This is a genomic window from Streptomyces sp. 11x1 (assembly GCF_032598905.1).
GTDB lineage: Bacteria > Actinomycetota > Actinomycetes > Streptomycetales > Streptomycetaceae > Streptomyces.
Map to the genome: position 1 here is coordinate 2747142 of NZ_CP122458.1, position 22002 is coordinate 2769143.

The following is a 22002-nucleotide window of genomic DNA, read 5'->3' on the forward strand; positions in this document are numbered from 1 at the left end:
TGGTGTTCAGCCGCCCGGCGTGCGGGCGGGGACTCCGGCTCGCACGAGGGCCGGGTGCACCGGGAATCGTGTCGCTGCGGTGGCCGCCACCGAGGCGATCGCGTCCGTCAGCCGGTCGAGCACTGCGTTCGTCTGATCGTCGGTGATCGTGAGGGGCGGCAGGAGGCGGACGACGCCGGCATGGCGGCCGCCGAGATCGACGATCAGCCCACGGCGGAGGCACTCACGCTGTACGGCGGTGGCGAGGGAAGGGGCGGGTGGGCGCGGACCGGTCTCGTCGGGTCCAGGGGGCGCGTCCGGGGTGACCATCTCGATGCCGATCATCAGCCCCCGTCCTCGTACGTCACCGACACAGGCGAACCGCTCGGTGAGGGGGCGGAGTTGAGCGAGGATGCGGGCGCCCAGGGTGGCGGCGCGTTCAGCGAGGCCGTTCTCGCGGACGTGAGCGAGGGTGGCGGCGCCCGCGGCCATGGCGAGCTGGTTGCCGCGGAAGGGGGTGGCATGGGTGCCGGGCCGCCAGACGTCGAGGTCGTCGCGGTGGACCACGACGGCCAGCGGCAGGCTGCCGCCGATGGCCTGGGAGAGGACCATGACGTCGGGGACGACGCCGCTGTGCTCGACGGCCCAGAAGCGGCCGGTGCGGCCCACACCCGTCCGGACCTCGTCGGCGATCAGCGGGATCGAGCGGGCGGCGGTGATCTCCCGCATGCGGCGCAGCCAGCCGTCCGGGGCGGGGAGGACTCCTCCCTCGCCCTGGACGGGTTCGAGGAGCATGCCGGCGGGCAGCGGTGCTCCGGGATCGGCGTCGTCGAGGACGGACTCGGTCCAGCGGGCGGCGAGTTCGGCGCCGCGTTCGCCGCCGATACCGAACGGGCAGCGGTAGTCCTGCGGGTAGGGCAGGCGTGGCGCCCGGATGTCGCGGGCGGTCGCGGGTGCTTCGAGGGCCCCGGTGTTCAGGTCGGCGTGGGCACCGGTGAAGGCGAGCAGGCCGGAGCGTCCGGTGGCGGCCCGGACCAGTCTGCAGGCGACCTCGACCGCGTCCGTGCCGGAGGGGCCGCAGAACCGGACGCGGGCACGGTCCGCGAGCTCTGGTGGCAGGGTGCGGAGCAGTTCGGTGGTGAAGGCGTCCTTGGCGGGGGTGGCCAGGTCGAGGACGTGCAGCTGAGCACCCGAGGCGACCGCCTTGCGGATGGCTTCGAGGACGACCGGGTGGTTGTGGCCGAGGGCGAGGGTTCCGGCGCCGGACAGACAGTCGAGGTAGCGGCGACCGTCGGCGTCCTCGACGGTCAGCCCGCGCGCGCGTACGGGAACGACGGGCAGGGAGCGCGCGTAGGTGCGCGCCGCCGAGTCTCGGGCGGCCTGCGGCCACGGAATCCTTCCGTGCCCCGACCGCACGGCACGTGCCCCGTCGTGCTCCCGTCGTGGGCGGGCCGGTTCGCCCGCGGGTCTCGGACCCGCTCGCTCGGGGTCACGTCCCACCGGCGCCACCGCGGACTCGGTCACCGCCACTGCTGCACTTCCTCCCACGGTTCATCAGAGGCGAGTCGGCAGGGGTCACCGAACACCGGCGGGTCCCCCGCACGTACCAACGACGAGACCGGTACGGGGAAGCGGGTCGGACGAAAATATGTGCCGCGGCGGATGCTTGGCCGGTTCGGTCCGGTCCGCTCGGGTGCCGCCGACCGGACCTTCGGCCCGTGTCCCTACGGTCGGGCCCGGACGGCCGGAGCGGTGCGGCCGGATTCCGGTGGTGGGTTACCGCTTCAGTCCGACGCCGCCGAAGTGGGTGACGTCGATGTCCTCGTCGTCGGCTCCGGGGCGCCAGCGGGAACAGGAGACGATGCCCGGGGGAAGGAGTTCGACGTCGCCGAAGAGGCGTACGAGGTCGGCATGGCTGCGCAGCGTCATCGCCGCCGAAGCCTGTCCGTTTCAGTACTCCACGGCCTGCGTCATCGCTTCGCCGTCGACCTCGGTGGTGGGATGGGAGATCACGAGGTGGCTGCCGGGCGGTACGGCAGCCACCAACCGCCGTACCACAGCGGCCGCTTCGTCGGTGTCCATGCCGAAGTTCAGGACGCCCAGCATGGTGATCGCGATCGGCTGCCGGAAGTCCAGGGTGCCCGCGGCGCCCCTCAGGATCGTGTCGGGATCGTGGACGTCGGCGTCTATGTAGTCGGTGGCACCCTCGGCGGTGCTGTTGAGCAGTGCGTGGGCGTGCGCGAGGACGATGGGGTCGTTGTCGACGTAGACGATCTTGCAGGAGGGGTTGACGCGCTGGGCCACCTCGTGGGTGTTGTCCGCGGTGGGCAGGCCGGTGCCGATGTCCAGGAACTGCCGGACACCGGCTTCCTCGGTCAGATAGCGGACGGTGCGGGCCAGGAAGCGGCGGTCGGCGACGGCGGAGCGGGGAAGCTCGGGTACGAAACCGAGGATCTGGTCGCCGACCTGCTCGTCGACCTCGTAGTGGTCCTTGCCGCCCAACCAGTAGTTCCAGATCCGCGCGGAGTGAGAGACGTTCGTCCGGAGCTGGTTGACGCGCGCGACACCCGCGTTGCTGTGGGAGTGGTCGGACATACGGTGCGGGCTCCTTCGGAACATGAGCGGCGAGTTCTTCCCCGACCTAGATTCACTCGCTCAACTACCGCAAGGGAAGAGGCATTTGGTCAGGGCGGTTGGTCGACTGCGCCTGGTTGATCGCCTGGTCGGGGGGCTCGTAGCCAAACCGTTGCCGTTCCATCGGATGTCCCCCACACCGACCGCATAGTGTGTGGTGCCGTTCCGAAGGACGCGGGTCGGTGGATCTCACCGAGCCACGCGGACGAGGACTACGTACGTAGTAGGTACGAAGAAACAAGTGTGCGGAGCCGCGCGAAATGTCGTGTCGGCCACGTACAAGAAGGCGGCCGGCGCGCGGAGGAGTCGTGCGCTGTCCGTCTCGGCACCACAGATTCTCAACGCCCCAGGGGGAGTTCAGACCATGCGACCCATACGACCGCTCTTCGCCGCCCGTCGTGGGAGGAGCACGCGCCGCAGAACCTCCCCCGTTCTGGCCGTGGTCGGCCTCGCCACGGTTATGTCGTTGACGGCCACCGCATGCGGCTCGGGGGACACCACGGCGAACGCCGAGGCGTCGGCCTCCGCGCAGGACAGCGGAAGCGGGGGCGACGGCAAGATCCGGATCCCGGACGACATCAAGGACAAGCTGAAGGAACACGGGATCGACCTCGACAAGTGGCGGGGCGGGGCGTGGAAGAACTGGGACAAGGACGACTGGCTGCGCGAGGCCGAGGACTACGTCAACCCGATCATCAAGGACCTGTGGGACCCGGACCGGATGCGGGACGCCGAGGAGCCGGAGAAGGAGGTCGACGAGGGCGACATCACCGGTGACCAGGGTGTGACCGACCCGACGCCGGAGTCCGTCGACGCGAAGGCGGTGGCGGCTCAGTACCACGCGAACGTGCCCGAGGCGGGCAAGGTCTTCTTCGACGCGCCCGAGGGCACGATGGTCTGCTCGGCGACGGTGGTGCAGGACCCGGCCAACCCGGGCAAGTCCAACCTCGTGTGGACGGCCGGTCACTGTGTGCACGCCGGTAAGGCGGGCGGCTGGTACCGGAACATCGCCTTCGTTCCCTCGTACAACGACAGTGCCATGGCGGCCTCGGAACTGAAGACCGCGACGAAGGAGGAGGTCGCTCCGTTCGGCGTCTGGTGGGGCGACTGGGCGCAGACCTCGGACCAGTGGATCGAGCAGGGCGGTCAGACGGGCGGTGACGGGGCGCCGTACGACTTCGCGGTGATCCATGTGACGCCGGAGGAGGGCAGCGGGGGCAAGTCGCTGGAGGAGATGGTCGGTTCGGCGCTGCCGGTGGACTTCGACGCGCCTGCCGTGCCGCAGGTGCAGAGCATCACCGCGACCGGCTACCCGGCGGGGGCTCCGTACGACGGCGAGACGATGTACCAGTGCACGGACAAGCCGGGGCGGCTCTCGCTCGTCGAGGCCGACCCGACGATGTACCGCATCGGCTGCTCGATGACCGGCGGCTCGTCCGGTGGGGGCTGGGTGGCGACTGGTTCGGACGGTGAGCCCGCGCTGGTGTCCAACACCTCCATCGGTCCGGTGAGCGCCGGCTGGCTGGCGGGGCCGCGGTTGGGCAAGGAGGCCGAGGGCGTGTACAAGGCGGTGAGCGGCAAGTTCGCTTCGCAGTGACACCGGGCCGTCCATATGACACCCGGCTGGCCTGAGGAGACCGGCCGACCAGGTGGTGCTCGGCGCACTGGCCGCCGCATCAAGAGGCCGGGCTGACCAGGTGGCGCCGCCCCGAGGAGGGGCAGAAGTGGGGCGGCGCGCGGGAATCTCGCTCGCGCGCCCTCCGCCCGTCCCCCAGCGCCCCCGCACAGTGGGCGTGACACACGGATAGTTCCGACGGGGGTCGAGAACCATGCGTTTCTCATCTGGGCGGTACCACCTGCTCGCCGCCACCGGTCTCGTCGCGGCTCTGGCGCTGGCCTCGACCGCCTGTGGGTCGGGCGAGGGCGGCGCGGACGACAAACCCGGCGCCGCCGCGTCCCGCACCGCCGACAGGGACGGTGACGGTGTCCCCGACGTCCTCGCCGACAAGCTCGCGGAGCACGGTGTGGATGTCGACGGCTGGAAGGGCGGGGGCTGGAAGGACTGGGGCCGGGACAAGTGGCTCGGTGAGGCACAGGACTTCCTCAATCCCGTGATCGAGGACCTCTGGGACGCGGAGCGGATGCGCGAGGCCGGGGATCCGGGGAAGACCGTCGCGGCGCGGGACGCCTCCGCCGAAAGAGGGCGTCAGCGATCCGGTCCCGGCGCCCGTCGAGGCCAGGGCGGAGAAGACGCCGTACCACGAGCACGCCGGTCCGGTCGGGAAGATCTTCTTCGACTCCCCCGAGGGCGCGATGGTCTGTTCGGGGACGGTCGTCTCGGATGTGAACCATCCCGGCAAATCCAACCTCGTGTGGACCGCCGGTCACTGTGTCCACGCCGGGAGCGGGGGCGGCTGGTACCGGAACATCGTCTTCGTCCCGGCCTACATCGACCTCGGCAGGTCCGAGGAGGAGCTGGCCGGGGGCGCGGCCGCCGAGGAGATCACCCCGTTCGGACAGTGGTGGGCGGACTGGGCCGCGACCTCGGACGAGTGGATCGCGGGCGGGTCCGAGGAAGGGGGTGCCGGTGCCCCGTACGACTACGCGGTGCTGCATGTGCGGCCGGAGGCGGGCGGCACGTCCTTGGAGGAGACGGTCGGGGCGGCCCTGGATGTGGACTTCTCCGCGCCGTCCGCGTCCGAGGCCGCGACAGTGGGCGCCTGGGGCTACCCGGCCGCACCGCCGTACAACGGTCTGACCATGTTCCGGTGCGTCGACAGGCCTGGACGGTTGTCCCTGGATCCGTCGCTGCCGACGATGTACCGGATCGGCTGCACCATGACCGGGGGTTCGTCCGGCGGCGGCTGGTTCCGGATGGTCGGTGGCGAGCCCCGGCTCGTGTCGAACACGTCGATCGGTCCGTCCGACAACACCTGGCTCGCGGGACCTCAACTGGGCGAGGGGTCACGGACGTTGTACGACGAGATGAGTGACACGTACGGCGGCCGGTGAGCGCGGGCCGGGCGGTGATTGCGGTCCGGGAGGGCTGACAGGCCGCCGTCGTGGTCGGTCCGGCGGCCCAGCCACGCAGTCGACCCGCGTGGCGGGCGAGCCGGTCGAGCGCCAGGGACAGGTGTTCCTCGACGCCGGGGCGGAGCATCGCCGTGTGCGGGATGACCACGGAGGTCTCGTGGAGGCGGGCGCAGTGCGGCAGTCGGGCCCGGCGGGGGTCGAGGGCCTGCCAGTACTCCGGGGAGAGGCGGTGCCGAGGTTTGCTGTGCTGCAGATAGGCGGGTGAGGAGTCGAGAGGGCGGTAGCAGGCCTCGACGGGGACGCGGAGTTCGGCGGCGAGGGCAGCACGGACGGTTGCCCCGGGTACCTCGTGCAGTGGCGTCGAGTCGGGCAGGTACGACAGAGCCAGGGCGTGTCCCGGTGGTCGGCTGCGGACGTATCGCCTCCGCCGCATACCGAAGGCCCGCCCCTCGGCGGAGGGGGGCGGGCCTTCGGGCATGCCTGGACGGGCGAGCGCTGCCGGACGGTCAGGCAGTCGTGGCCGACGGGACGTACGGCGCCAGGTCGGACGCCAGTTCCTCGTGCACCCGGGCCTTGAGCAGGGTGCCCTCCGGGGTGTGCTCCTCGGAGATCACCTCGCCCTCGGTGTGGGCGCGGGCGACGAGCTTGCCGTGGGTGTACGGCACGAGCGCCTCGATCTCGACCGAGGGGCGCGGCAGTTCGTCGTCGATGAGAGCGAGCAGTTCCTCGATGCCCTGGCCGGAGCGGGCCGAGACCGCGATGGAGCGCTTCTCGATCCGCAGCAGCCGCTGGAGCGTCAGCGGGTCGGCCGCGTCCGCCTTGTTGATCACCACGATCTCGGGGACGTTCGTCGCGCCCACGTCACGGATGACCTCGCGCACGGCGGCCAGCTGCTCCTCCGGGTCGGGGTGCGAACCGTCGACCACGTGCAGGATCAGGTCGGAGTCGCCGACCTCCTCCATCGTGGAGCGGAACGCCTCGACCAGGTGGTGCGGCAGGTGGCGCACGAAGCCGACGGTGTCGGCCAGCGTGTACAGCCGCCCGCTCGGGGTCTCGGCCCGGCGCACGGTCGGGTCGAGGGTCGCGAACAGGGCGTTCTCGACCAGGACGCCCGCGCCCGTGAGCCGGTTGAGCAGGGAGGACTTGCCCGCGTTGGTGTAGCCGGCGATGGCGACCGAGGGCACCTTGTTCCTGCGGCGCTCCTGGCGCTTGATCTCGCGGCCGGTCTTCATCTCCGCGATCTCCCGGCGCATCTTCGCCATCTTCTCGCGGATCCGACGCCGGTCCGTCTCGATCTTGGTCTCACCGGGACCACGGGTGGCGAGGCCGCCGCCCTTGCCGCCGCCCATCTGGCGGGACAGCGACTGACCCCAGCCTCGCAGCCTCGGCAGCATGTACTGCATCTGCGCGAGCGCGACCTGCGCCTTGCCCTCACGGGACTTGGCGTGCTGAGCGAAGATGTCGAGGATCAGGGCCGTACGGTCGATGACCTTGACCTTGACGACGTCTTCGAGGTGGATGAGCTGCCCCGGGCTCAGCTCACCGTCGCAGATGACCGTGTCGGCGCCCGAGTCGAGGACGATGTCCCGCAGCTCGTTGGCCTTGCCGGAGCCGATGTAGGTGGCCGCGTCCGGCTTGTCGCGGCGCTGGATCACTCCGTCGAGCACGAGCGCGCCCGCGGTCTCCGCGAGGGCGGCCAGCTCGGCCAGGGAGTTCTCCGCGTCCCGCGAGGTTCCCGTGGTCCAGACACCGACGAGTACGACGCGCTCCAGGCGGAGCTGTCGGTACTCGACCTCGGTGACGTCCTCGAGCTCGGTGGAGAGGCCCGCTACACGGCGCAGGGCCGCGCGGTCGGAGCGGTCGAACTGGTCGCCGTCCCGCTCACCGTCGATCTCGAAGCTCCAGGCGACGTCCTCTTCCATCAGGGCATCGGCCCGAAGACCTTCGGGGTTGTTCTGCGCGAAGGCGCGCTGCGCGGCCTGGGAAGGGGAAGAAGAGGAGGTCATTGGGTCCTTACGTCGATGGGGATGTCGATAGGGATACCGAAGGGCGACGGATCTTCACGGATGCCGACCCCTCACTGGTCACAACGTCCGGGGTGTCCCGGGGATTCCCGGGGCGTCCCGTCGTCGACCCGAAGATGGTCGCACGGCACGCCCCGTCTCGTCACTCGGGTTATTTCCCGTCCGCGCGGGGGTCACACCCGCGCGGAACCCGGTCGATCCCACTCACCGCCGAGCGGAGGCCTCCACCGGTGCCGAAGTCCAGTCGGGGTGCCCCGGCATGGGGGGTGTCCGCACCTCGTACAGCCAGGCGTGGAAGAAGTCTCCCAGGTCCCGTCCGGCGATCTTGGAGGCGAGCTCCCGGAAGTCGGCGGTGGACGCGACGCCGTCCCGGTGGACGGTGACCCAGGCCCGCTGCAGCAGGGCGAAGGCGGGGGCGCCGATCTCCTGGCGCAGGGCGTAGAGGAAGAGCGCGGCGCCGTCGTAGACGTTGGCCCGGAAGATGCCGATCTTCTGGCCGTCCTTGGGCTTCTTGGGCGCCGCCGGCGGGCCTCCCGCGGCGCGCCAGCGGTCGGACGCGCCGTACGCGGCCTTCATGCGGGCCGCCACCGACCGGCCGGCGGTCTCCTCGGCGTACAGGGCCTCGTACCAGGTGGCGTGGCCCTCGTTCAGCCACAGGTCGGACCAGGTGCGGGGGCTGACGCTGTTGCCGAACCACTGGTGGGCCAGCTCATGGACCATGATCGACTCGACGTACCACTTGGGGTACTCGGGCCGGACGAACAGCGCCCTCTCGAAGAGCGAGAGCGTCTGGGTCTCCAGCTCGAACCCGGTCTGCGCCTCCGCGATCAGCACCCCGTACGTCTCGAAGGGGTAGCGGCCGACCTTGTCCTCCATCCACTCGATCTGGCCGGGGGTCTTCGCGAGCCACGGTTCGAGCTTCTCGCGGTCCTTGGCGGGGACCACGTCGCGTACCGGCAGGCGGTGCGGTCCGGTGCGGTGCAGGACGGCGGAGCGGCCGATGGAGATCTGGGCCAGTTCGGTGGCCATGGGGTGCTCGGTGCGGTAGGTCCAGGTGGTGGTGCCGGGGGCCCGGTCCGTGCCGGTGGCGAGGCCGTTGGAGACGGCCGTGTAGCCGTCGGGGACGGTGACGCGGACGGTGAACATGGCCTTGTCGGACGGGTGGTCGTTGCAGGGGAAGACGACGTGCGCCGCGTCCGCCTGGTTGGCCATCGCGAGTCCGTCGGCGGTCCGTACCCAGCCGCCCTCCACGTCGCCCGTGTACACCGGGTCGCTGGTGTGACGCACGGTGATCCGGGTCCGGCTGCCCTCGGTGAGCGGCGCCTCGGGTGTGACCACCAGGTCCTCGCCCGCGCTGGTGAAGGCGGCGGGCACCCCGTCGACCTCGACGGAGTCGACCTTGCCGTGGGTGAAGTCGAGATTGATCCGCTCCAGCCGGGAGGTCGTCCGAGCGTCGATGGTGGTGACGGCGGTGAGCGGCTCGCGGTTGCTGCCGGGGTAGGTGAAGTCGAGGTCGTACGACCGCACGTCGTATCCGGGGTTGCCGAGGTGCGGGAAGAGCCGGTCGCCGACGCCGAGCGGGGCGGCGGGTGACGGAGCGCTCGCGGCGATCAGGCAGATGGAGACGGCGGAGGCGAGCAGCGCGGCCTGGACGCGGCGGCTCCTGAGGCGTGAGGTGAGCGGCATGGACCACCGCTACCAGCGCGCTCCCGCTCCGCGCCGCCGACGCGCAGCGGTCCCACCCGAACGAGCGGCCCGGCCGTCCGCCGAGCCGCCCCTGCCTCTCCCGGTCCGCTCAGTACGCGGCCACCTTCTGGTGCTGGGCGCGGCCCACGTCGTACACGCCCGGTACGTTCCGCATGGCGCGCATCAGGGCCGGGAGGTGGGCGGCGTCCGGGAGTTGCAGCGTGTAGGTGTGGCGGACGCGCTGCTGGGTCGGCGGTTCGACGGTGGCTGTGACGATGTCGACGCCTTCGAGGGCGATGGCCTCGGTGAGGTCGGCCAGCAGATGGGGGCGCTGGAAGGACTCGGCGACGAGGGTGACCCGGAACTCGGTGGTGTCGCCCCAGCGCACGTCGATCTCGGGGCGCCCCAGCCCCTTCATGCGTGTCACGGCGGCGCATTCGACGCGGTGCACGGTCACCACTCCCCCGCGCACGGCGAACCCGGTGACCTCGTCGGGTGGTACGGGCGTGCAGCAGCGGGCGAGGCGGACGGTCGCCTCGGGCCTGTCGACGACGACCACTGCGCCGACGGTGTCGGAGGTGGCGGCGGGCTCGTCGAGGGCGGGGCGCCGGGCGGAGGTCTCGCCCTTGCGGTCGCCGTCGCGCTCGTCCCGCTCGTCGGTGGCGGGTGACGGGTGGGTGGCGAGCCAGCGCTGGATGGCGATGCGTGCGGCGGGTGTGTGGGCGTGCTCCAGCCACTCCCTGGAGGGCTCGGAGGCCGGGTCCTGGCCCATGAGGAGCTGGACGGTGTCGCCGTCCTTCAGGACCGTGCTGAGCGTCGCCAGACGGCCGTTGACGCGGGCGCCGATACAGGCGTGGGCGTCCTCACCGTACTGCGCGTACGCCGCGTCCACACAACTGGCGCCCTCGGGAAGCCCCAATGTGCCCCCGTCGGGGCGGAACACAGTGATCTCCCGGTCCTGGGCGAGGTCCTCGCGCAGGGTCGACCAGAACATGTCGGCGTCCGGGGCCGCCTCCTGCCAGTCGAGGAGCCGGGAGAGCCAGCCGGGGCGGGTGGGGTCGACGCGCTCGCCCTCGGCACGCCGTCCGTCGGGCTGTTCCTCGGTGGGGGCGGCGTACGGGTTGCCGAGCGCCACGACGCCGGCCTCGGCGGCCTTGTGCATCTGGTGGGTGCGGATGAGGACTTCGGCGACCTGGCCGTCGCCGCGCGCGACGGCGGTGTGCAGCGACTGGTACAGGTTGAACTTCGGTACGGCGATGAAGTCCTTGAACTCCGAGACCACGGGCGTGAGGCAGGTGTGCAGCTCCCCGAGGACGGCGTAGCAGTCGGCGTCCTCGCCGACGAGGACCAGGATCCGGCCGAAGTCGGTGCCGCGCAGCCGTCCGCGTTTTCGGGAGACGCGGTGCAGGGAGACGAAGTGGCGGGGCCTGATGAGGACTTCGGCCTGGATGCCCGCCTCGCGCAGCACGCCGCGTACCTCGTCGGCGATCTCGGCGAGCGGGTCGCCCTCCTGTGCGGCGTTGTCCGCGATGAGGCCGCGGGTGTGGGCGTACTCCTCGGGGTGGAGGATCGCGAAGACGAGGTCCTCCAGCTCCGTCTTGAGCGCCTGCACGCCGAGTCGTTCGGCGAGGGGGATCAGGACGTCCCGGGTGACCTTGGCGATGCGTTCCTGCTTCTCGGGGCGCATCACGCCGAGGGTGCGCATGTTGTGCAGCCGATCGGCGAGTTTGATCGACATCACGCGGACGTCGTTGCCGGTGGCGACGAGCATCTTACGGAAGGTCTCGGGTTCGGCGGCGGCGCCGTAGTCGACCTTCTCCAGCTTGGTGACGCCGTCGACGATGAAGCACACCTCGGCGCCGAACTCCTCGCGCACCTGATCGAGGGTCACATCGGTGTCCTCGACGGTGTCGTGGAGCAGAGAGGCCGTCAGGGTCGTGGTCTCCGCGCCGAGTTCGGCGAGGATCAGCGTCACGGCGAGCGGGTGGGTGATGTACGGCTCACCGCTCTTGCGCATCTGACCGCGGTGCGAGGACTCGGCGAGGACGTACGCCCGGCGCAACGGTTCCAGGTCGGCGTCGGGATGGTGGGCGCGGTGCGCCTCGGCGACATGGCTGATCGCGTCGGGCAACCGGTCGCGGGTCGTCGGGCCCAGGAGTGCGGCGCGGCCCAGACGGCGCAGGTCGATACGAGGTCGGCCCTTCCTGCGGTGCGCTGGTGGCGGCGCAGGGGCGGGCGATACGGCGGGGTTCGTGGCCTCCGCGCTCATGGGCACCTCCGGCTGCGTGGACCGGCGGACGGGTGCCCCAGGGCGTGCGGCGGCTCAGGGGATCGTGTCGTTCCCCCGTCCGTGCCGGTGCTTGATGCTACCGAGCCCATCACGCCCGTCCGACCGCCTGTCGCCGAGCGTGAAACGGATCACCCATTCGAGCGATGGTTCCGAGGTTTGCGTTTTCGGGCCACCCCACCGGAGTGGGCCATGGATTCGTACCCCTGAACACGTGACGGGCTTGGATCTTTACGGTGTTTGCGCCGCGAGCACCGTCATACCAAGCCCTACCACACTTCAACGTGCCGCGTTTTCCAGCCAGTTGGCATAGATCTCACCCTCGGCCACGATCACGGCGGGGCCGGTCATCTCGATCTCGCCGTCGGGCCGTTCGGTGATCACCAGGGTGCCGCCGGGCACGTCGACGGTGTAGGTCGCCGGGGTGCCCGTGACCGCCGGGTCGGCGCCGTCGCGCCGGGCGGTGGCCACGGCGACGGCGCACGCGCCGGTGCCGCAGGAGCGGGTCTCGCCGGAGCCGCGCTCGTGCACCCGCATCGCCACGTGCCCAGGGCCGCGGTCGACGACGAACTCGACGTTCACGCCGTCCGGGTAGGCGGAGGCGGGGCTGAAGGGCGGCGGGGCGTGCAGGTCGCCGGCGTCCGCGAGGTCGCCGACGAACGCCACGGCGTGCGGGTTGCCCATGTTGACGTTGCGCGCGGGCCAGCTGTGCTCGCCGACGCTCACGGTCACGTCCCCCTCGGGGAGGCGGGCGCGACCCATGCCGACGGTGACGTCACCGTCCTTGTCGATGTGGACCTCCTTCACGCCCCCGCGCGTGGCGACGGTGAGGTCGCCCTCGGTGACGTGCCCGGCGTGCAGGAGATAGCGCGCGAAGACGCGGACGCCGTTTCCGCACATCTCGGCGATCGACCCGTCGCCGTTGCGGTAGTCCATGAACCACTCCGCCTCGGCGGCCAGTTCCTTCGCCTCGGGGTGCGCGGCGGAGCGGACGACGTGCAGCACGCCGTCACCACCGATGCCCGCGCGGCGGTCGCACAGGGCGGCGACTGCGGCCGGGGGGAGATCGATGGCGTTCTCGGGGTCCGGGACGATCACGAAGTCGTTCTCGGTCCCGTGACCCTTGAGGAAGGCGATCCGCGTGCTCATTCCTCGATCGTACGGGAGCGCTCCGCCGGGTGGGCCGACTGGAGGGCTTGCCGTTCGAGGGTCTCGCGCGGGGTCGATCGTGGCTGGTCGCGCAGTTCCCCGCGCCCCTTACGGGGCGCTCTCTAACGGAGCCGGGCCACTCGCCAGACGGCCAGGAAGGCCACCGCGGCCACGACCAGGGCGTAGGCGAGGACGATGCGCCAGTCCGGGCGACGGCCGGAGCCTCGGGCGGGCAGGCCGGGCCACGTGTAACCGACCCGGCGGGCGGCCATCATGCCCCAGCCGGCCGCGGTGGCGCAGATCAGCAGGCCGAGCATGGCGACCACGGCGCCGCCGTCCCCGAACTCGAAGGCGAGGGGGAAGGCGAACATCAGGGAGCCCACCGCGGCGAGGCCCACGATCGGGGCAAGCTGCCAGAGGCGCAGCCTGCGCTGGGGGCGCAGCTCGACCTCCACCTCCGGACCGGACATCTCGTCCGGTTCCGGTCCGTCGTCGCTGACGCCGTCGGGGGTCTGGTCCTCCGGACCGTCGGGGCTCAGCGGATCACCTTCGGAATCCAGTGCGTACCCCTCGGTAACCAGCTGGTCCGCTTCCTGCGCGGTGCCCTGCTCCGTGCTTTGTGCGGTGTCGCGAGGGCCGGCCTCCATCGCCACGCGCCCTCCCAACTCGGACTCCACTTGGTCGATCGAAGCTCGATGATGGCACGCCCCCGGAGGCCGGGATGACCGCCGGGGCGACCCGATGCCATGACGTGATCAGGCTGTGACCGGTCGTTCGACCAACGCCAGTGCGAGCTGCGGGAGTTCCGTCAGGTCGGCGAGCCCCCCCTTGAGCCAATGCACCCGCGGGTCGCGCCTGAACCATGAATCCTGGCGGCGCGCGAAGCGCTTGGTGGCCCGTACGGTCTCCGCGCGCGCCTCGTCCAGGGTGCACTGCCCGGCGAGTGCCGCGAGGACCTGCTGGTAGCCGAGCGCACGCGACGCCGTACGCCCCTCGCGCAACCCCTGCGCCTCCAGTGCGCTCACTTCTTCGACCAGTCCGGCGTCCCACATGCGGTCGACCCGGCGGGCGATGCGCTCGTCGAGTTCGGGCCGCGCCACGTCGACGCCGATCTGGACGGTGTCATAGACCGCGTCATGGCCCGGCAGGTTCGCCGTGAACGGCTTTCCGGTGATCTCGATCACTTCGAGGGCGCGGACGATGCGGCGGCCGTTGCTGGGCAGGATCGCCTCGGCGGCCTCGGGGTCGGCGGCGGCGAGCCGGGCGTGCAGCGCGCCGGAGCCGCGCAACGTCAGCTCCTCCTCCAGGCGGGCCCGGACCTTGGGGTCGGTGCCGGGGAACTCCAGGTTGTCGACGGCTCCCCGGACGTACAGCCCGGAGCCGCCCACCAGGATCGGCCAGCGGCCGTCGGCGAGCAGGGCGTCGATCCGGGCGCGGGCGAGCCGCTGGTACTCGGCGACGCTGGCGGCGGCCGTCACCTCCCAGATGTCCAGGAGGTGGTGCGGGACTCCGTCGCGCTCCTCGGGGGTCAGCTTGGCGGTGCCGATGTCCATCCCCCGGTAGAGCTGCATGGAATCGGCGTTGACGACCTCGCCGCCGAGGCGCTGGGCCAGATAGACGCCCAGATCGGACTTGCCGGCCGCGGTCGGTCCGACGACGGCGATGACCCGTGGGGAGGGAACTGCGTTGCTCACCGACCCAGTCTCGCAAATGTCGGGGCCCGTTCTCGAACGAGCTACGTGACGCGGGGGAGCCGGAGTCGTTGCGTGTTGCGTGTTCGCAGCGCCGGTTTCGAGTGCCGGCGACCCGGATGACGCAATCGGACGCTCCGGGAGAGAGCGGGAATTAACCCGCATGATTAGCATTGAGGTTGATATGGGCGTTTTTTCACTGTTCCGTCGTAAGGCAAAGGACGCGGAAGAGGCCGCCGTGACGGCGCCCGAGCCGGACGCCGAGACGGAGGCGGAGGAGGCGAAGGGAGCCACCGAGGCCGCTCGGCCGGAGGCCGGGAGCACGACCGCGGCCGAGCCGAAGGGCGACGCGGCCGAGCCGGCGGCGGAGGCCGTCGACGCGGCGGACGACGTGGAGATCCCCAAGCAGCAGACGGCCGATCAGGCGGCGGACAACGAGTCCAGTGAGAACGCCCGCAAGTGACCGCCCGCGCGGGAAGGTGAATCATGGGCCTGCTGGATAATTTGAAAACCAAACTCTCCCCGGCCAAGGACAAGGTCTCGCACCTCGCCCAGAAGCACGAGGGCAAGATCCACCACGGTCTCGACAGGGCCGCTCACACGGTCGACAGGAAGACCAAGGGCAAGTACAGCAACAAGATCCAGTCGGGCACGGGCAGGGCCAAGCACGCCATGGACCGACTCGCGCACCACGAGGGCGGTCACACGCCCCCGCCTCCGGGCGGCGGCGCCACACCTCCGCCTCCGGGCGGCGGCGCCACTCCCCCGCCTCCGGCTTCCTGAACACGCATCTCGTCGGACGGCCGCGGAGCCTCGCACTCCCGGCCGTCCGCCGTGTCCGGTTCTACGACCAGGCGGCGACCAGGTAACCCACGCCGTACGGCGCCTCGTCGTAGAGCAGGCTGCCGGCCAGGCCCGCGCCCTCGGCGGCGCCCGCGAGGATCTGCCAGGGGGCCCGCCCGGAGGCCCTCAGCTCGCGGGCCACCCCGGTGTCCAGCGTCTTCAGCCCCTCGACGTCGGCGTCGGCGAGCGCGCGCGCGACCCCCGCGTCGAAGCCGGCCGCGCGCTCGTCCAGGTACCCGGGGGCCTTGAGCGTGCGGCACGCGCTGGCGTCGCCCATCACCAGCAGAGCCACCCGCTCGGCCGCCCCGGCGACCTGTCTTCCTACCTGGGTACACCGCTCGACGGCGGTCGGTTCCGCCACCCCGAGCCCTTCCAGCGGGGCGTCGGCCCAGCCGGTGCGGTCGAGCAGCCAGGCGGCGACGGCGAGCGAGGCGGGCAGCCGGGCCGTCGTGTCGCCGTTCCCCCCGCGCCCGAGGCGGACGTCGAGGTCCACGCCGAAGCCCCGGAACGAGCCGCCCGAGCCTTCCGGATACGACGCGTCGCGCCCGGCGGGGCCCACGACCACCAGCCGGTCCGGGCGGGCGGCAGCGAGCACTCCGAGCGCGTCCGCGCACGCGTCCCGCGCCGCGTCCAGCTCGGGCGCGGCCCCGGCGGCCACCTCGGGCACGAGCAGAGGCGGACAGGGGCAGACGGCGGCGGCGACAAGCATGAGACGCAGGGTAACTTCCGCAGCCCAGGGGCGGCCCCTTCAGGGGCGCGGGAACTGCGTCGCGAACAACCCTGCTACTGGGGAACCCCGCACCCACCGGTGGTAGCCGCCGACAGCGGCTCCGGAGCCCCGATCTTCGGTAGCCCCAGCAGCACCCCGCCCGGCTTCTCCGCCGGAAGGGCCTGACGCTTCTCCCAGGCGTCGCCCGACCGGGTCCGCCGTACGTCCAGGACCGCGCCCTCGGCCAGCAGGTGGTGAGGCGCGGCGTACGTGATCTCGACGGTCACCACGTCGCCGGGGCGGACCTCCTGGTCCGGCTTGGTGAAGTGGACCAGGCGGTTGTCGGGGGCGCGGCCGGAGAGCCGGTGCGTGGCGCCGTCCTTGCGGCCCTCGCCCTCGGCGACCATCAGCTCCAGGGTGCGGCCGACCTGCTTCTTGTTCTCCTCCCAGGAGATCTCCTCCTGGAGGGCGACGAGGCGCTCGTAGCGCTTCTGGACGACCTCCTTGGGGATCTGGCCCTCCATGGTGGCGGCCGGGGTGCCGGGGCGCTTGGAGTACTGGAAGGTGAACGCCTGGGTGAAGCGGGCCTCGCGGACCACGTGCATGGTCTGCTCGAAGTCCTCCTCGGTCTCGCCGGGGAAGCCCACGATGATGTCGGTGGTGATGGCCGCGTGCGGGATGGACGCGCGGACCTTCTCGATGATCCCGAGGTAGCGCTCCTGGCGGTACGAGCGGCGCATGGCCTTGAGGACCGTGTCCGAGCCGGACTGGAGCGGCATGTGCAGCTGCGGCATCACGTTCGGCGTCTCGGCCATGGCCGCGATGACGTCGTCGGTGAAGTCGCGGGGATGCGGGGAGGTGAAGCGGACGCGCTCCAGGCCCTCGACCCGCCCGCAGGCCCGCAGCAGCTTGCTGAACGCCTCGCGGTCGCCGATGTCGGAGCCGTACGCGTTCACGTTCTGGCCGAGCAGGGTGATCTCGGAGACGCCCTCGCCGACCAGGGCCTCGATCTCGGCGAGGATGTCGCCGGTGCGGCGGTCCTTCTCCTTGCCGCGCAGGGCCGGGACGATACAGAACGTGCAGGTGTTGTTGCAGCCGACGGAGATCGAGACCCAGGCGGCGTAGGCGCTCTCGCGGCGGGTCGGCAGCGTGGAGGGGAAGGCCTCCAGGGACTCGGCGATCTCGACCTGGGCCTCGTCCTGGACGCGGGCGCGCTCCAGCAGGACGGGCAGCTTGCCGATGTTGTGCGTGCCGAAGACGACGTCGACCCAGGGCGCCTTCCTGACGATGGTGTCCCGGTCCTTCTGGGCCAGGCAGCCGCCGACGGCGATCTGCATGCCGGGGCGGGCGGTCTTCATCGGGGCGAGGCGGCCGAGGTTGCCGTAGAGGCGGTTGTCGGCGTTCTCGCGGACGGCGCAGGTGTTGAAGACGACGACGTCGGCGTTGCCCTCCCCCGCGTCCTCGGGCGCGCGGACGTATCCGGCCTCCTCCAGCAGACCGGACAGGCGTTCGGAGTCATGGACGTTCATCTGACATCCATAAGTACGCACTTCGTATGTCTTGACGCCCACTGCCTGACTCCGGTCGCTGCTGTTGGTCACTCCGTAAGCCTAAGGCAGCGCCCGGGGAGCCCTCGTCCCCAGGCACCGCGGACTCAGTGCTCCGTGTCGAGGACGGTCTCCGGGATCTGCACGTTGATCAGTTCGCCGGCGCGCTGGTCGACGGTGGACCCGGCCGGGCTTGCGGCCGCGCAGGTGGGCGTGGGCGAGGCGGGCCCCGACAAAGTCGCCCTCCAGGATGCTCTGCGGCCCGAGGAGGACGCCCTTGCGGTGCCGTTTCAGGGCGCTGAGCCAGCCCGTCGCGCCGGTCATGGTCTCGGCGGTGGCCGCGACGACGATGCCGATGCCGTGGTCCCGGCCGGACTGCGCCAGGGAGCGCAGGTTCTGGTCGATGTCCGGTGGGACGAACAGGTCGGCGTCGTCCACCATGACCACCCGGGGTCCGCCGCCGGCCTCCAGGGCCTCGGTGAACTCCTCGACCGTGGGTTCGGTCGCGGTGATCAGCCGTACGCCGGGATGTGTGCCCAGCGTGCGCACGGGAGACTCGCGCGGGGCGAGGATCACCGAACGGGTGCCGGAGCAGTTCCTGACGGCACTGCAGATCCGTGTCGAGCCTGGCGAACAGCCGCTCCAGGCGCTCGATGTCACCACGGGGGACCACGGATCCGGTGTTCGGGAGCACGCCCAGCGCGGTGAGGGCGTCACCGGCGAAGTCGATGCCGTAGAGGTGGACGCCGACGCTGGAGTGGGCGCGGGCCAGGGCACCGGCCATGGTGCGCAGCACCTGGGAGCGGCCGAAGCGCGGGACACCGACGACGTACAGGTGTCCGAATTCGGCGAGGTCCAGCCGGACCGGCAGCTGCGCCTGAGCCTCGGGGACGTCCGACAGGGCCCAGGAGACCGGGGCCAGGTGGGCGCCGCCGGGCTCGTCCGGCTGGGGCAGGTCGTCGATCAGGACCTGCCGGCCGAGCGCGGGCAGCCAGGGGCTGGGCTGTGGCACGCAGTCGGCGAGCCGAGCCGCCTCGGACAGGGCCTCCACCAGGGCGTTGAGGTCGGTGGGGGCTTCATCGGCCATCGGGTCCGCCGGGTCCGTGTCCTGCTGCCCCTCGGGGGTTCCGGGCCGGGTGACGGTATGGTCCGCGGCCGCGAGGTGATGGGCCTGGCCCCGCCACCGCTCAGCCGCCACCTCGTCTGCACCGGCAACCCGGGCACCGACAGGACCACCGTCGCCCGCCTGTACGGCCGGACCCTCGCCGCCGTCGGGCTGCTGGAGCGCGGCCACCTGGTCGAGGCGGACCGCTCCGCCCTGGTGGGCGAGTACGCCGGCCACACCGGGCCGAGAACCACCCGCGTCAGGCCGCTTCTGGCCATCCGCACAGCCGTCTCCCAGCGTCCGACGGCCGTGTCCGAGCGTCCGACGGCCATGTCCGAGCATCGCCGGCTGAGGGCGTCCGGCCGGCGGGCTCAGCCGGCCCAGCCCTGCTTCCGCAGCACCGAGGACACGTCGGGTGCCTGGTAGTGGTCCCCCTTGAGCACCTTGCCGTCGGCCCGGCGGGCGACCCGACCGTCGGGGCCCAGCTTGGTCATGTTCGAGCGGTGGATCTCGGCGATCACCTCGTCCAGGTCGATGCCGTGGACCAGGGCGGTGCCGTATGCCACGTACACCACGTCGGCCAGTTCGTGGGCCAGCCGGTCGAGCGGCCCGTCGACCGCCACCTCGGCGACCTCGGCGGCCTCCTCGGCCAACAACTCCCCCCGGTGGGCGGCCAGCTCGGGCGAGACCTCGGCGGGGGCGGTACGGGCGTCGAGACCGAAGGCCCGGTGGAACTCACGGACCAGTCGAGCGGGAGAGGAACTCATCCGCCGACCCTACCGACCGCCCGCCCCACACCGACAGTTCTGTCCGACTCCTACGGCCATGACGCCCAAGTCCCTGTGCGTGATGGACCTTTGACGTTACGTCAGCACAGGGGGGCGGTGGCGGAACGGGTGACTCCACTCCGTACCCTCCGTTGTGTCTTCACGTACCACCCCGAGCGATTGAGGACCCATCGTGAGCGTTCCCCCCACTTCCTCCAGCCACCGGGCCAGGTCCCGGGTGACCCGCCGTACGGTGATCGGCGCGGTCGGCGCGGTCGCGGCCGGCGCCGTGATCACGCCGACCGTGATGGCCACGACCGGCGACTCCGACGGCGCGGACACCGGTGCGGACACCGGAGCGGAGGACACCAAGGCCGGCACCACGACCGAGACCTTCCCGAAGACCCGCAGCGAGGCCGCCACCGGTGAGGCGCCCGTCGAGGCGGCCTTTCCCATCGGATACGTGGGCGTGCGCTGGGGCGGCACCGACGAGACCACCGGCGGCGGCATCCGGCTGACGGACGCCGACGGCGGGCAGGGCGCGTGGCGCTCGCTCGGCGACGGTGGCTGCTCGGTCGCCAACGGCGGCGGTGTGCTGATCGCGGCCGGCCAGGCCGCCGGATACGAGCTGAGAGCCCCCAACGGTGCCACGGGGCTGCGCTCGCTCGCGCTCGACACCCTGCACGGCCCGGACCGCAAGGTCGCCGTGCCGTCCGACCCCACCCGCGTCCGGGGCGTGCAGTACCTCACGCGGGCCGCCTGGGGCGCCGACGAGTCGCTGCGGTTCAAGGCGGACGGCACGGAGAACTCACCCACCGCGTTCTACCCGTTCCAGACGATCACCGTGCACCACACGGCCATGGCCAACGACGACCCGGACCCCGCCGCCACGGTCCGCGCGATCTACCAGCTGCACGCCGTCACCAACGACTGGGGCGACATCGGCTACCACTTCCTCATCGACGAGGAGGGCCGTATCTACGAGGGCCGCTACTCCGGCGACGACGGCCTGCCCGCGCACGACGCCGACGGCAAGGTGGTGACCGCCTTCCACGTCGGCGGCTTCAACTCCGGCAACCTCGGCATCGCCCTGCTGGGCACCTTCACCGAGCAGGGCCCCAAGGAGGCCGCCCGCGCCGCGCTGACCCGCCTCGTGAAGGTCCTGGTCCGCCACCACGGCGTCGACCCGCAGGCCCGCGTGACCTACACCAACCCGGTCAACGGCACCCAGAAGGAGGTCGCGGAGATCAGCGGCCACCGGGACTGGATGGCGACGGAGTGCCCGGGCGAGGTGATGTACGCAGAGCTGGAGCGCCTGCGCACGGCGGTGGCAACAGGCCGATGAAAGCACAGGGGGCGCAGCCCCTGTGCTTTCAGGGGCGCGGGGAACTGCGCGAGAAGCCCCACGCGCCCGCGCCCGAAGACAGGGTCAGCGCCGAGGTCACGAGCTAGCACCGGATGGGTCCGACCCTGGCCTGCCCGCCCGGTGACCTGGCAGGATCTCGTCGCATGGTCCAGGTACTCCCACGCATCGGCAGGCGGCACGCGCTGCTGGGCTCGGTGGCTTCGTTGGTGGTCCTCGGGCTGCTCGCGTGGTGGCTGTGGCCGCGCGAGGAGCCCCCGAGCGGGACGATCACGGTGACCACGGGAGCCGAGCGGGGCGTCTACCAGGAGTACGGCAGTCGGCTGCGGAACGCGATCGCCGGGGACATGCCGGCGCTGCAGGTCCAGCTCATGCCGAGCAACGGCTCCCAGACGAACGTCCGCCGGGTCGCCACCGGGCAGGCCGACTTCGCCATCGCCGCGGCCGACGCCGTCCAGACGTACATCGACGAGGACCAGCCCGGCGCCGACAAGCTGCGCGGGGTGGCACGGCTGTACGACGACTACGTGCAGCTGGTGGTCCCGGCCGACTCGACCATCCAGAACGTGTCGGAGCTGAAGGGCAAGCGGGTCGCCGTGGGTCCCGAGGGCTCCGGCGTACGGCTGATCACCGAACGTCTGCTGAAGGCGGACGGGCTGGACATCGACAAGGACATAGACGCGCGGCGCGACACGATCGGCACCAGCCCCGAAGCCCTGCGCACCGGAAAGATCGACGCGTTCTTCTGGTCGGGCGGCCTGCCCACGAAGGGGCTGACGGACCTCGTGGAGAAGGAGAAGTACGACTTCCGGTTCGTCCCGATCCGCAGCGACCTGGTGACCGAGCTGCACGACCAGGGCGGCGTCTTCAGCCACTACCGGGCGTCCGTGATGCCCGCCGACGCCTACCCGACCATCCTCCCGGACGCGGTGCCCACCCTCACGGTGGCGAACCTGCTCATCACCCGTGCCGACATGGACCCCCGGCTCACCGAGTGGCTGACGCGCGTCGTCCTGAAGAGCCGGGACAACATCGGCCAGCACGTCCACGCGGCCCAGGTGGTGGATCTGCGCACCGCGATCTACACCGACCCCCTACGACTGCACCAGGGCGCGAGAGCGTACTACCGCTCGGTGAAGCCGTAGCCCTCCGGGGGTCCGACCTGCCTGGCTCCGTTCCTGCCCG

16 protein-coding genes and 4 pseudogenes are annotated in these 22002 nt (G+C 71.4%); 7 read left to right on the forward strand and 13 right to left on the reverse strand.

Going from position 1 to position 22002, the window contains the following annotated elements; all coding sequences use genetic code 11:
• Positions 1–6: 6 nt before the first annotated feature.
• Together P8T65_RS11960 and P8T65_RS11965 are read right to left on the reverse strand one after the other, a co-directional pair.
• Complete coding sequence (locus P8T65_RS11960) at positions 7–1509, reverse strand: diaminobutyrate--2-oxoglutarate transaminase family protein (protein ID WP_399098770.1); 1503 nt, start codon at positions 1507–1509, stop codon at positions 7–9.
• Between the two features lie 246 nt (positions 1510–1755).
• Positions 1756–2574, reverse strand: a pseudogene (locus P8T65_RS11965) (SAM-dependent methyltransferase).
• A 403-nt stretch (positions 2575–2977) separates the two neighbouring features.
• Between P8T65_RS11965 and P8T65_RS11970 the strand changes: the two are divergent.
• Both P8T65_RS11970 and P8T65_RS11975 read left to right on the forward strand, forming a co-directional pair.
• A complete protein-coding gene (locus P8T65_RS11970) occupies positions 2978–4210 on the forward strand; it encodes a hypothetical protein (RefSeq protein WP_316725386.1) in 1233 nt (410 codons plus the stop codon).
• Between the two features lie 232 nt (positions 4211–4442).
• Positions 4443–5625: pseudogene (locus P8T65_RS11975) on the forward strand (trypsin-like serine peptidase).
• Positions 5626–6152: 527 nt separating this feature from the next.
• Here P8T65_RS11975 and hflX read toward each other — a convergent pair.
• The 6 genes from hflX to miaA all read right to left on the reverse strand — a co-directional run bounded on the left by hflX (position 6153) and on the right by miaA (position 14486).
• Complete coding sequence (gene hflX, locus P8T65_RS11980; RefSeq protein WP_184900107.1) at positions 6153–7652, reverse strand: GTPase HflX; 1500 nt, start codon at positions 7650–7652, stop codon at positions 6153–6155.
• Between the two features lie 222 nt (positions 7653–7874).
• Positions 7875–9356, reverse strand: coding sequence for a M1 family metallopeptidase (locus P8T65_RS11985; protein ID WP_316725387.1), 1482 nt, complete (start codon positions 9354–9356; stop codon positions 7875–7877).
• A gap of 109 nt (positions 9357–9465) precedes the next feature.
• Entirely contained in the window at positions 9466–11625 is a 2160-nt protein-coding gene (locus tag P8T65_RS11990; protein ID WP_316725388.1) for an HD domain-containing protein, read from the reverse strand.
• A gap of 297 nt (positions 11626–11922) precedes the next feature.
• Positions 11923–12792 carry a diaminopimelate epimerase gene (gene dapF / locus P8T65_RS11995; protein ID WP_316725389.1) on the reverse strand — a complete coding sequence of 290 codons (870 nt, stop codon included), beginning with the start codon at positions 12790–12792 and terminating at the stop codon, positions 11923–11925.
• Positions 12793–12914: 122 nt separating this feature from the next.
• Complete coding sequence (locus P8T65_RS12000; protein ID WP_316731557.1) at positions 12915–13439, reverse strand: hypothetical protein; 525 nt, start codon at positions 13437–13439, stop codon at positions 12915–12917.
• A 108-nt stretch (positions 13440–13547) separates the two neighbouring features.
• The gene (gene miaA / locus P8T65_RS12005; RefSeq protein WP_316725390.1) at positions 13548–14486 is read right to left on the reverse strand and encodes a tRNA (adenosine(37)-N6)-dimethylallyltransferase MiaA; all 939 of its coding nucleotides are present in this window, start codon (positions 14484–14486) and stop codon (positions 13548–13550) included.
• Between the two features lie 235 nt (positions 14487–14721).
• Between miaA and P8T65_RS12010 the strand changes: the two genes are divergently transcribed.
• Positions 14722–14946: a hypothetical protein gene (locus P8T65_RS12010; RefSeq protein ID WP_316725391.1), complete on the forward strand. Its 225-nt coding sequence runs from the start codon at positions 14722–14724 to the stop codon at positions 14944–14946.
• Between the two features lie 23 nt (positions 14947–14969).
• Positions 14970–15266, forward strand: coding sequence for an antitoxin (locus P8T65_RS12015; RefSeq protein WP_316725392.1), 297 nt, complete (start codon positions 14970–14972; stop codon positions 15264–15266).
• 61 nt (positions 15267–15327) lie between these two features.
• Here the strand turns inward: P8T65_RS12015 and P8T65_RS12020 are convergent, their stop codons facing one another.
• The 4 genes and pseudogenes from P8T65_RS12020 to P8T65_RS47240 form a co-directional block, all read right to left on the reverse strand.
• Positions 15328–16035: a class III extradiol dioxygenase subunit B-like domain-containing protein gene (locus P8T65_RS12020; RefSeq protein WP_316725393.1), complete on the reverse strand. Its 708-nt coding sequence runs from the start codon at positions 16033–16035 to the stop codon at positions 15328–15330.
• A gap of 74 nt (positions 16036–16109) precedes the next feature.
• Positions 16110–17606: a tRNA (N6-isopentenyl adenosine(37)-C2)-methylthiotransferase MiaB gene (miaB, locus tag P8T65_RS12025; RefSeq protein ID WP_316731558.1), complete on the reverse strand. Its 1497-nt coding sequence runs from the start codon at positions 17604–17606 to the stop codon at positions 16110–16112.
• A 39-nt stretch (positions 17607–17645) separates the two neighbouring features.
• Positions 17646–18131, reverse strand: a complete 486-nt coding sequence (locus P8T65_RS12030; protein WP_316725394.1) for a hypothetical protein — start codon at positions 18129–18131, stop codon at positions 17646–17648.
• A gap of 94 nt (positions 18132–18225) precedes the next feature.
• A pseudogene (locus P8T65_RS47240) lies at positions 18226–18669 on the reverse strand (FtsK/SpoIIIE domain-containing protein); the annotation flags it as partial.
• Positions 18670–18726: 57 nt separating this feature from the next.
• Here P8T65_RS47240 and P8T65_RS12035 point away from each other — a divergent pair.
• Positions 18727–18948, forward strand: a pseudogene (locus tag P8T65_RS12035) (hypothetical protein); the annotation flags it as partial.
• A 110-nt stretch (positions 18949–19058) separates the two neighbouring features.
• Here the strand turns inward: P8T65_RS12035 and P8T65_RS12040 are convergent.
• Entirely contained in the window at positions 19059–19454 is a 396-nt protein-coding gene (locus P8T65_RS12040; RefSeq protein ID WP_230212736.1) for a MazG nucleotide pyrophosphohydrolase domain-containing protein, read from the reverse strand.
• 193 nt (positions 19455–19647) lie between these two features.
• On the opposite strand from P8T65_RS12040, the gene P8T65_RS12045 reads away from it, so the two are divergent.
• Positions 19648–20799: a peptidoglycan recognition family protein gene (locus P8T65_RS12045; protein WP_316725395.1), complete on the forward strand. Its 1152-nt coding sequence runs from the start codon at positions 19648–19650 to the stop codon at positions 20797–20799.
• 164 nt (positions 20800–20963) lie between these two features.
• A complete protein-coding gene (locus P8T65_RS12050) occupies positions 20964–21962 on the forward strand; it encodes a TAXI family TRAP transporter solute-binding subunit (protein ID WP_316725396.1) in 999 nt (332 codons plus the stop codon).
• The last annotated feature ends 40 nt before the right edge of the window (positions 21963–22002 follow it).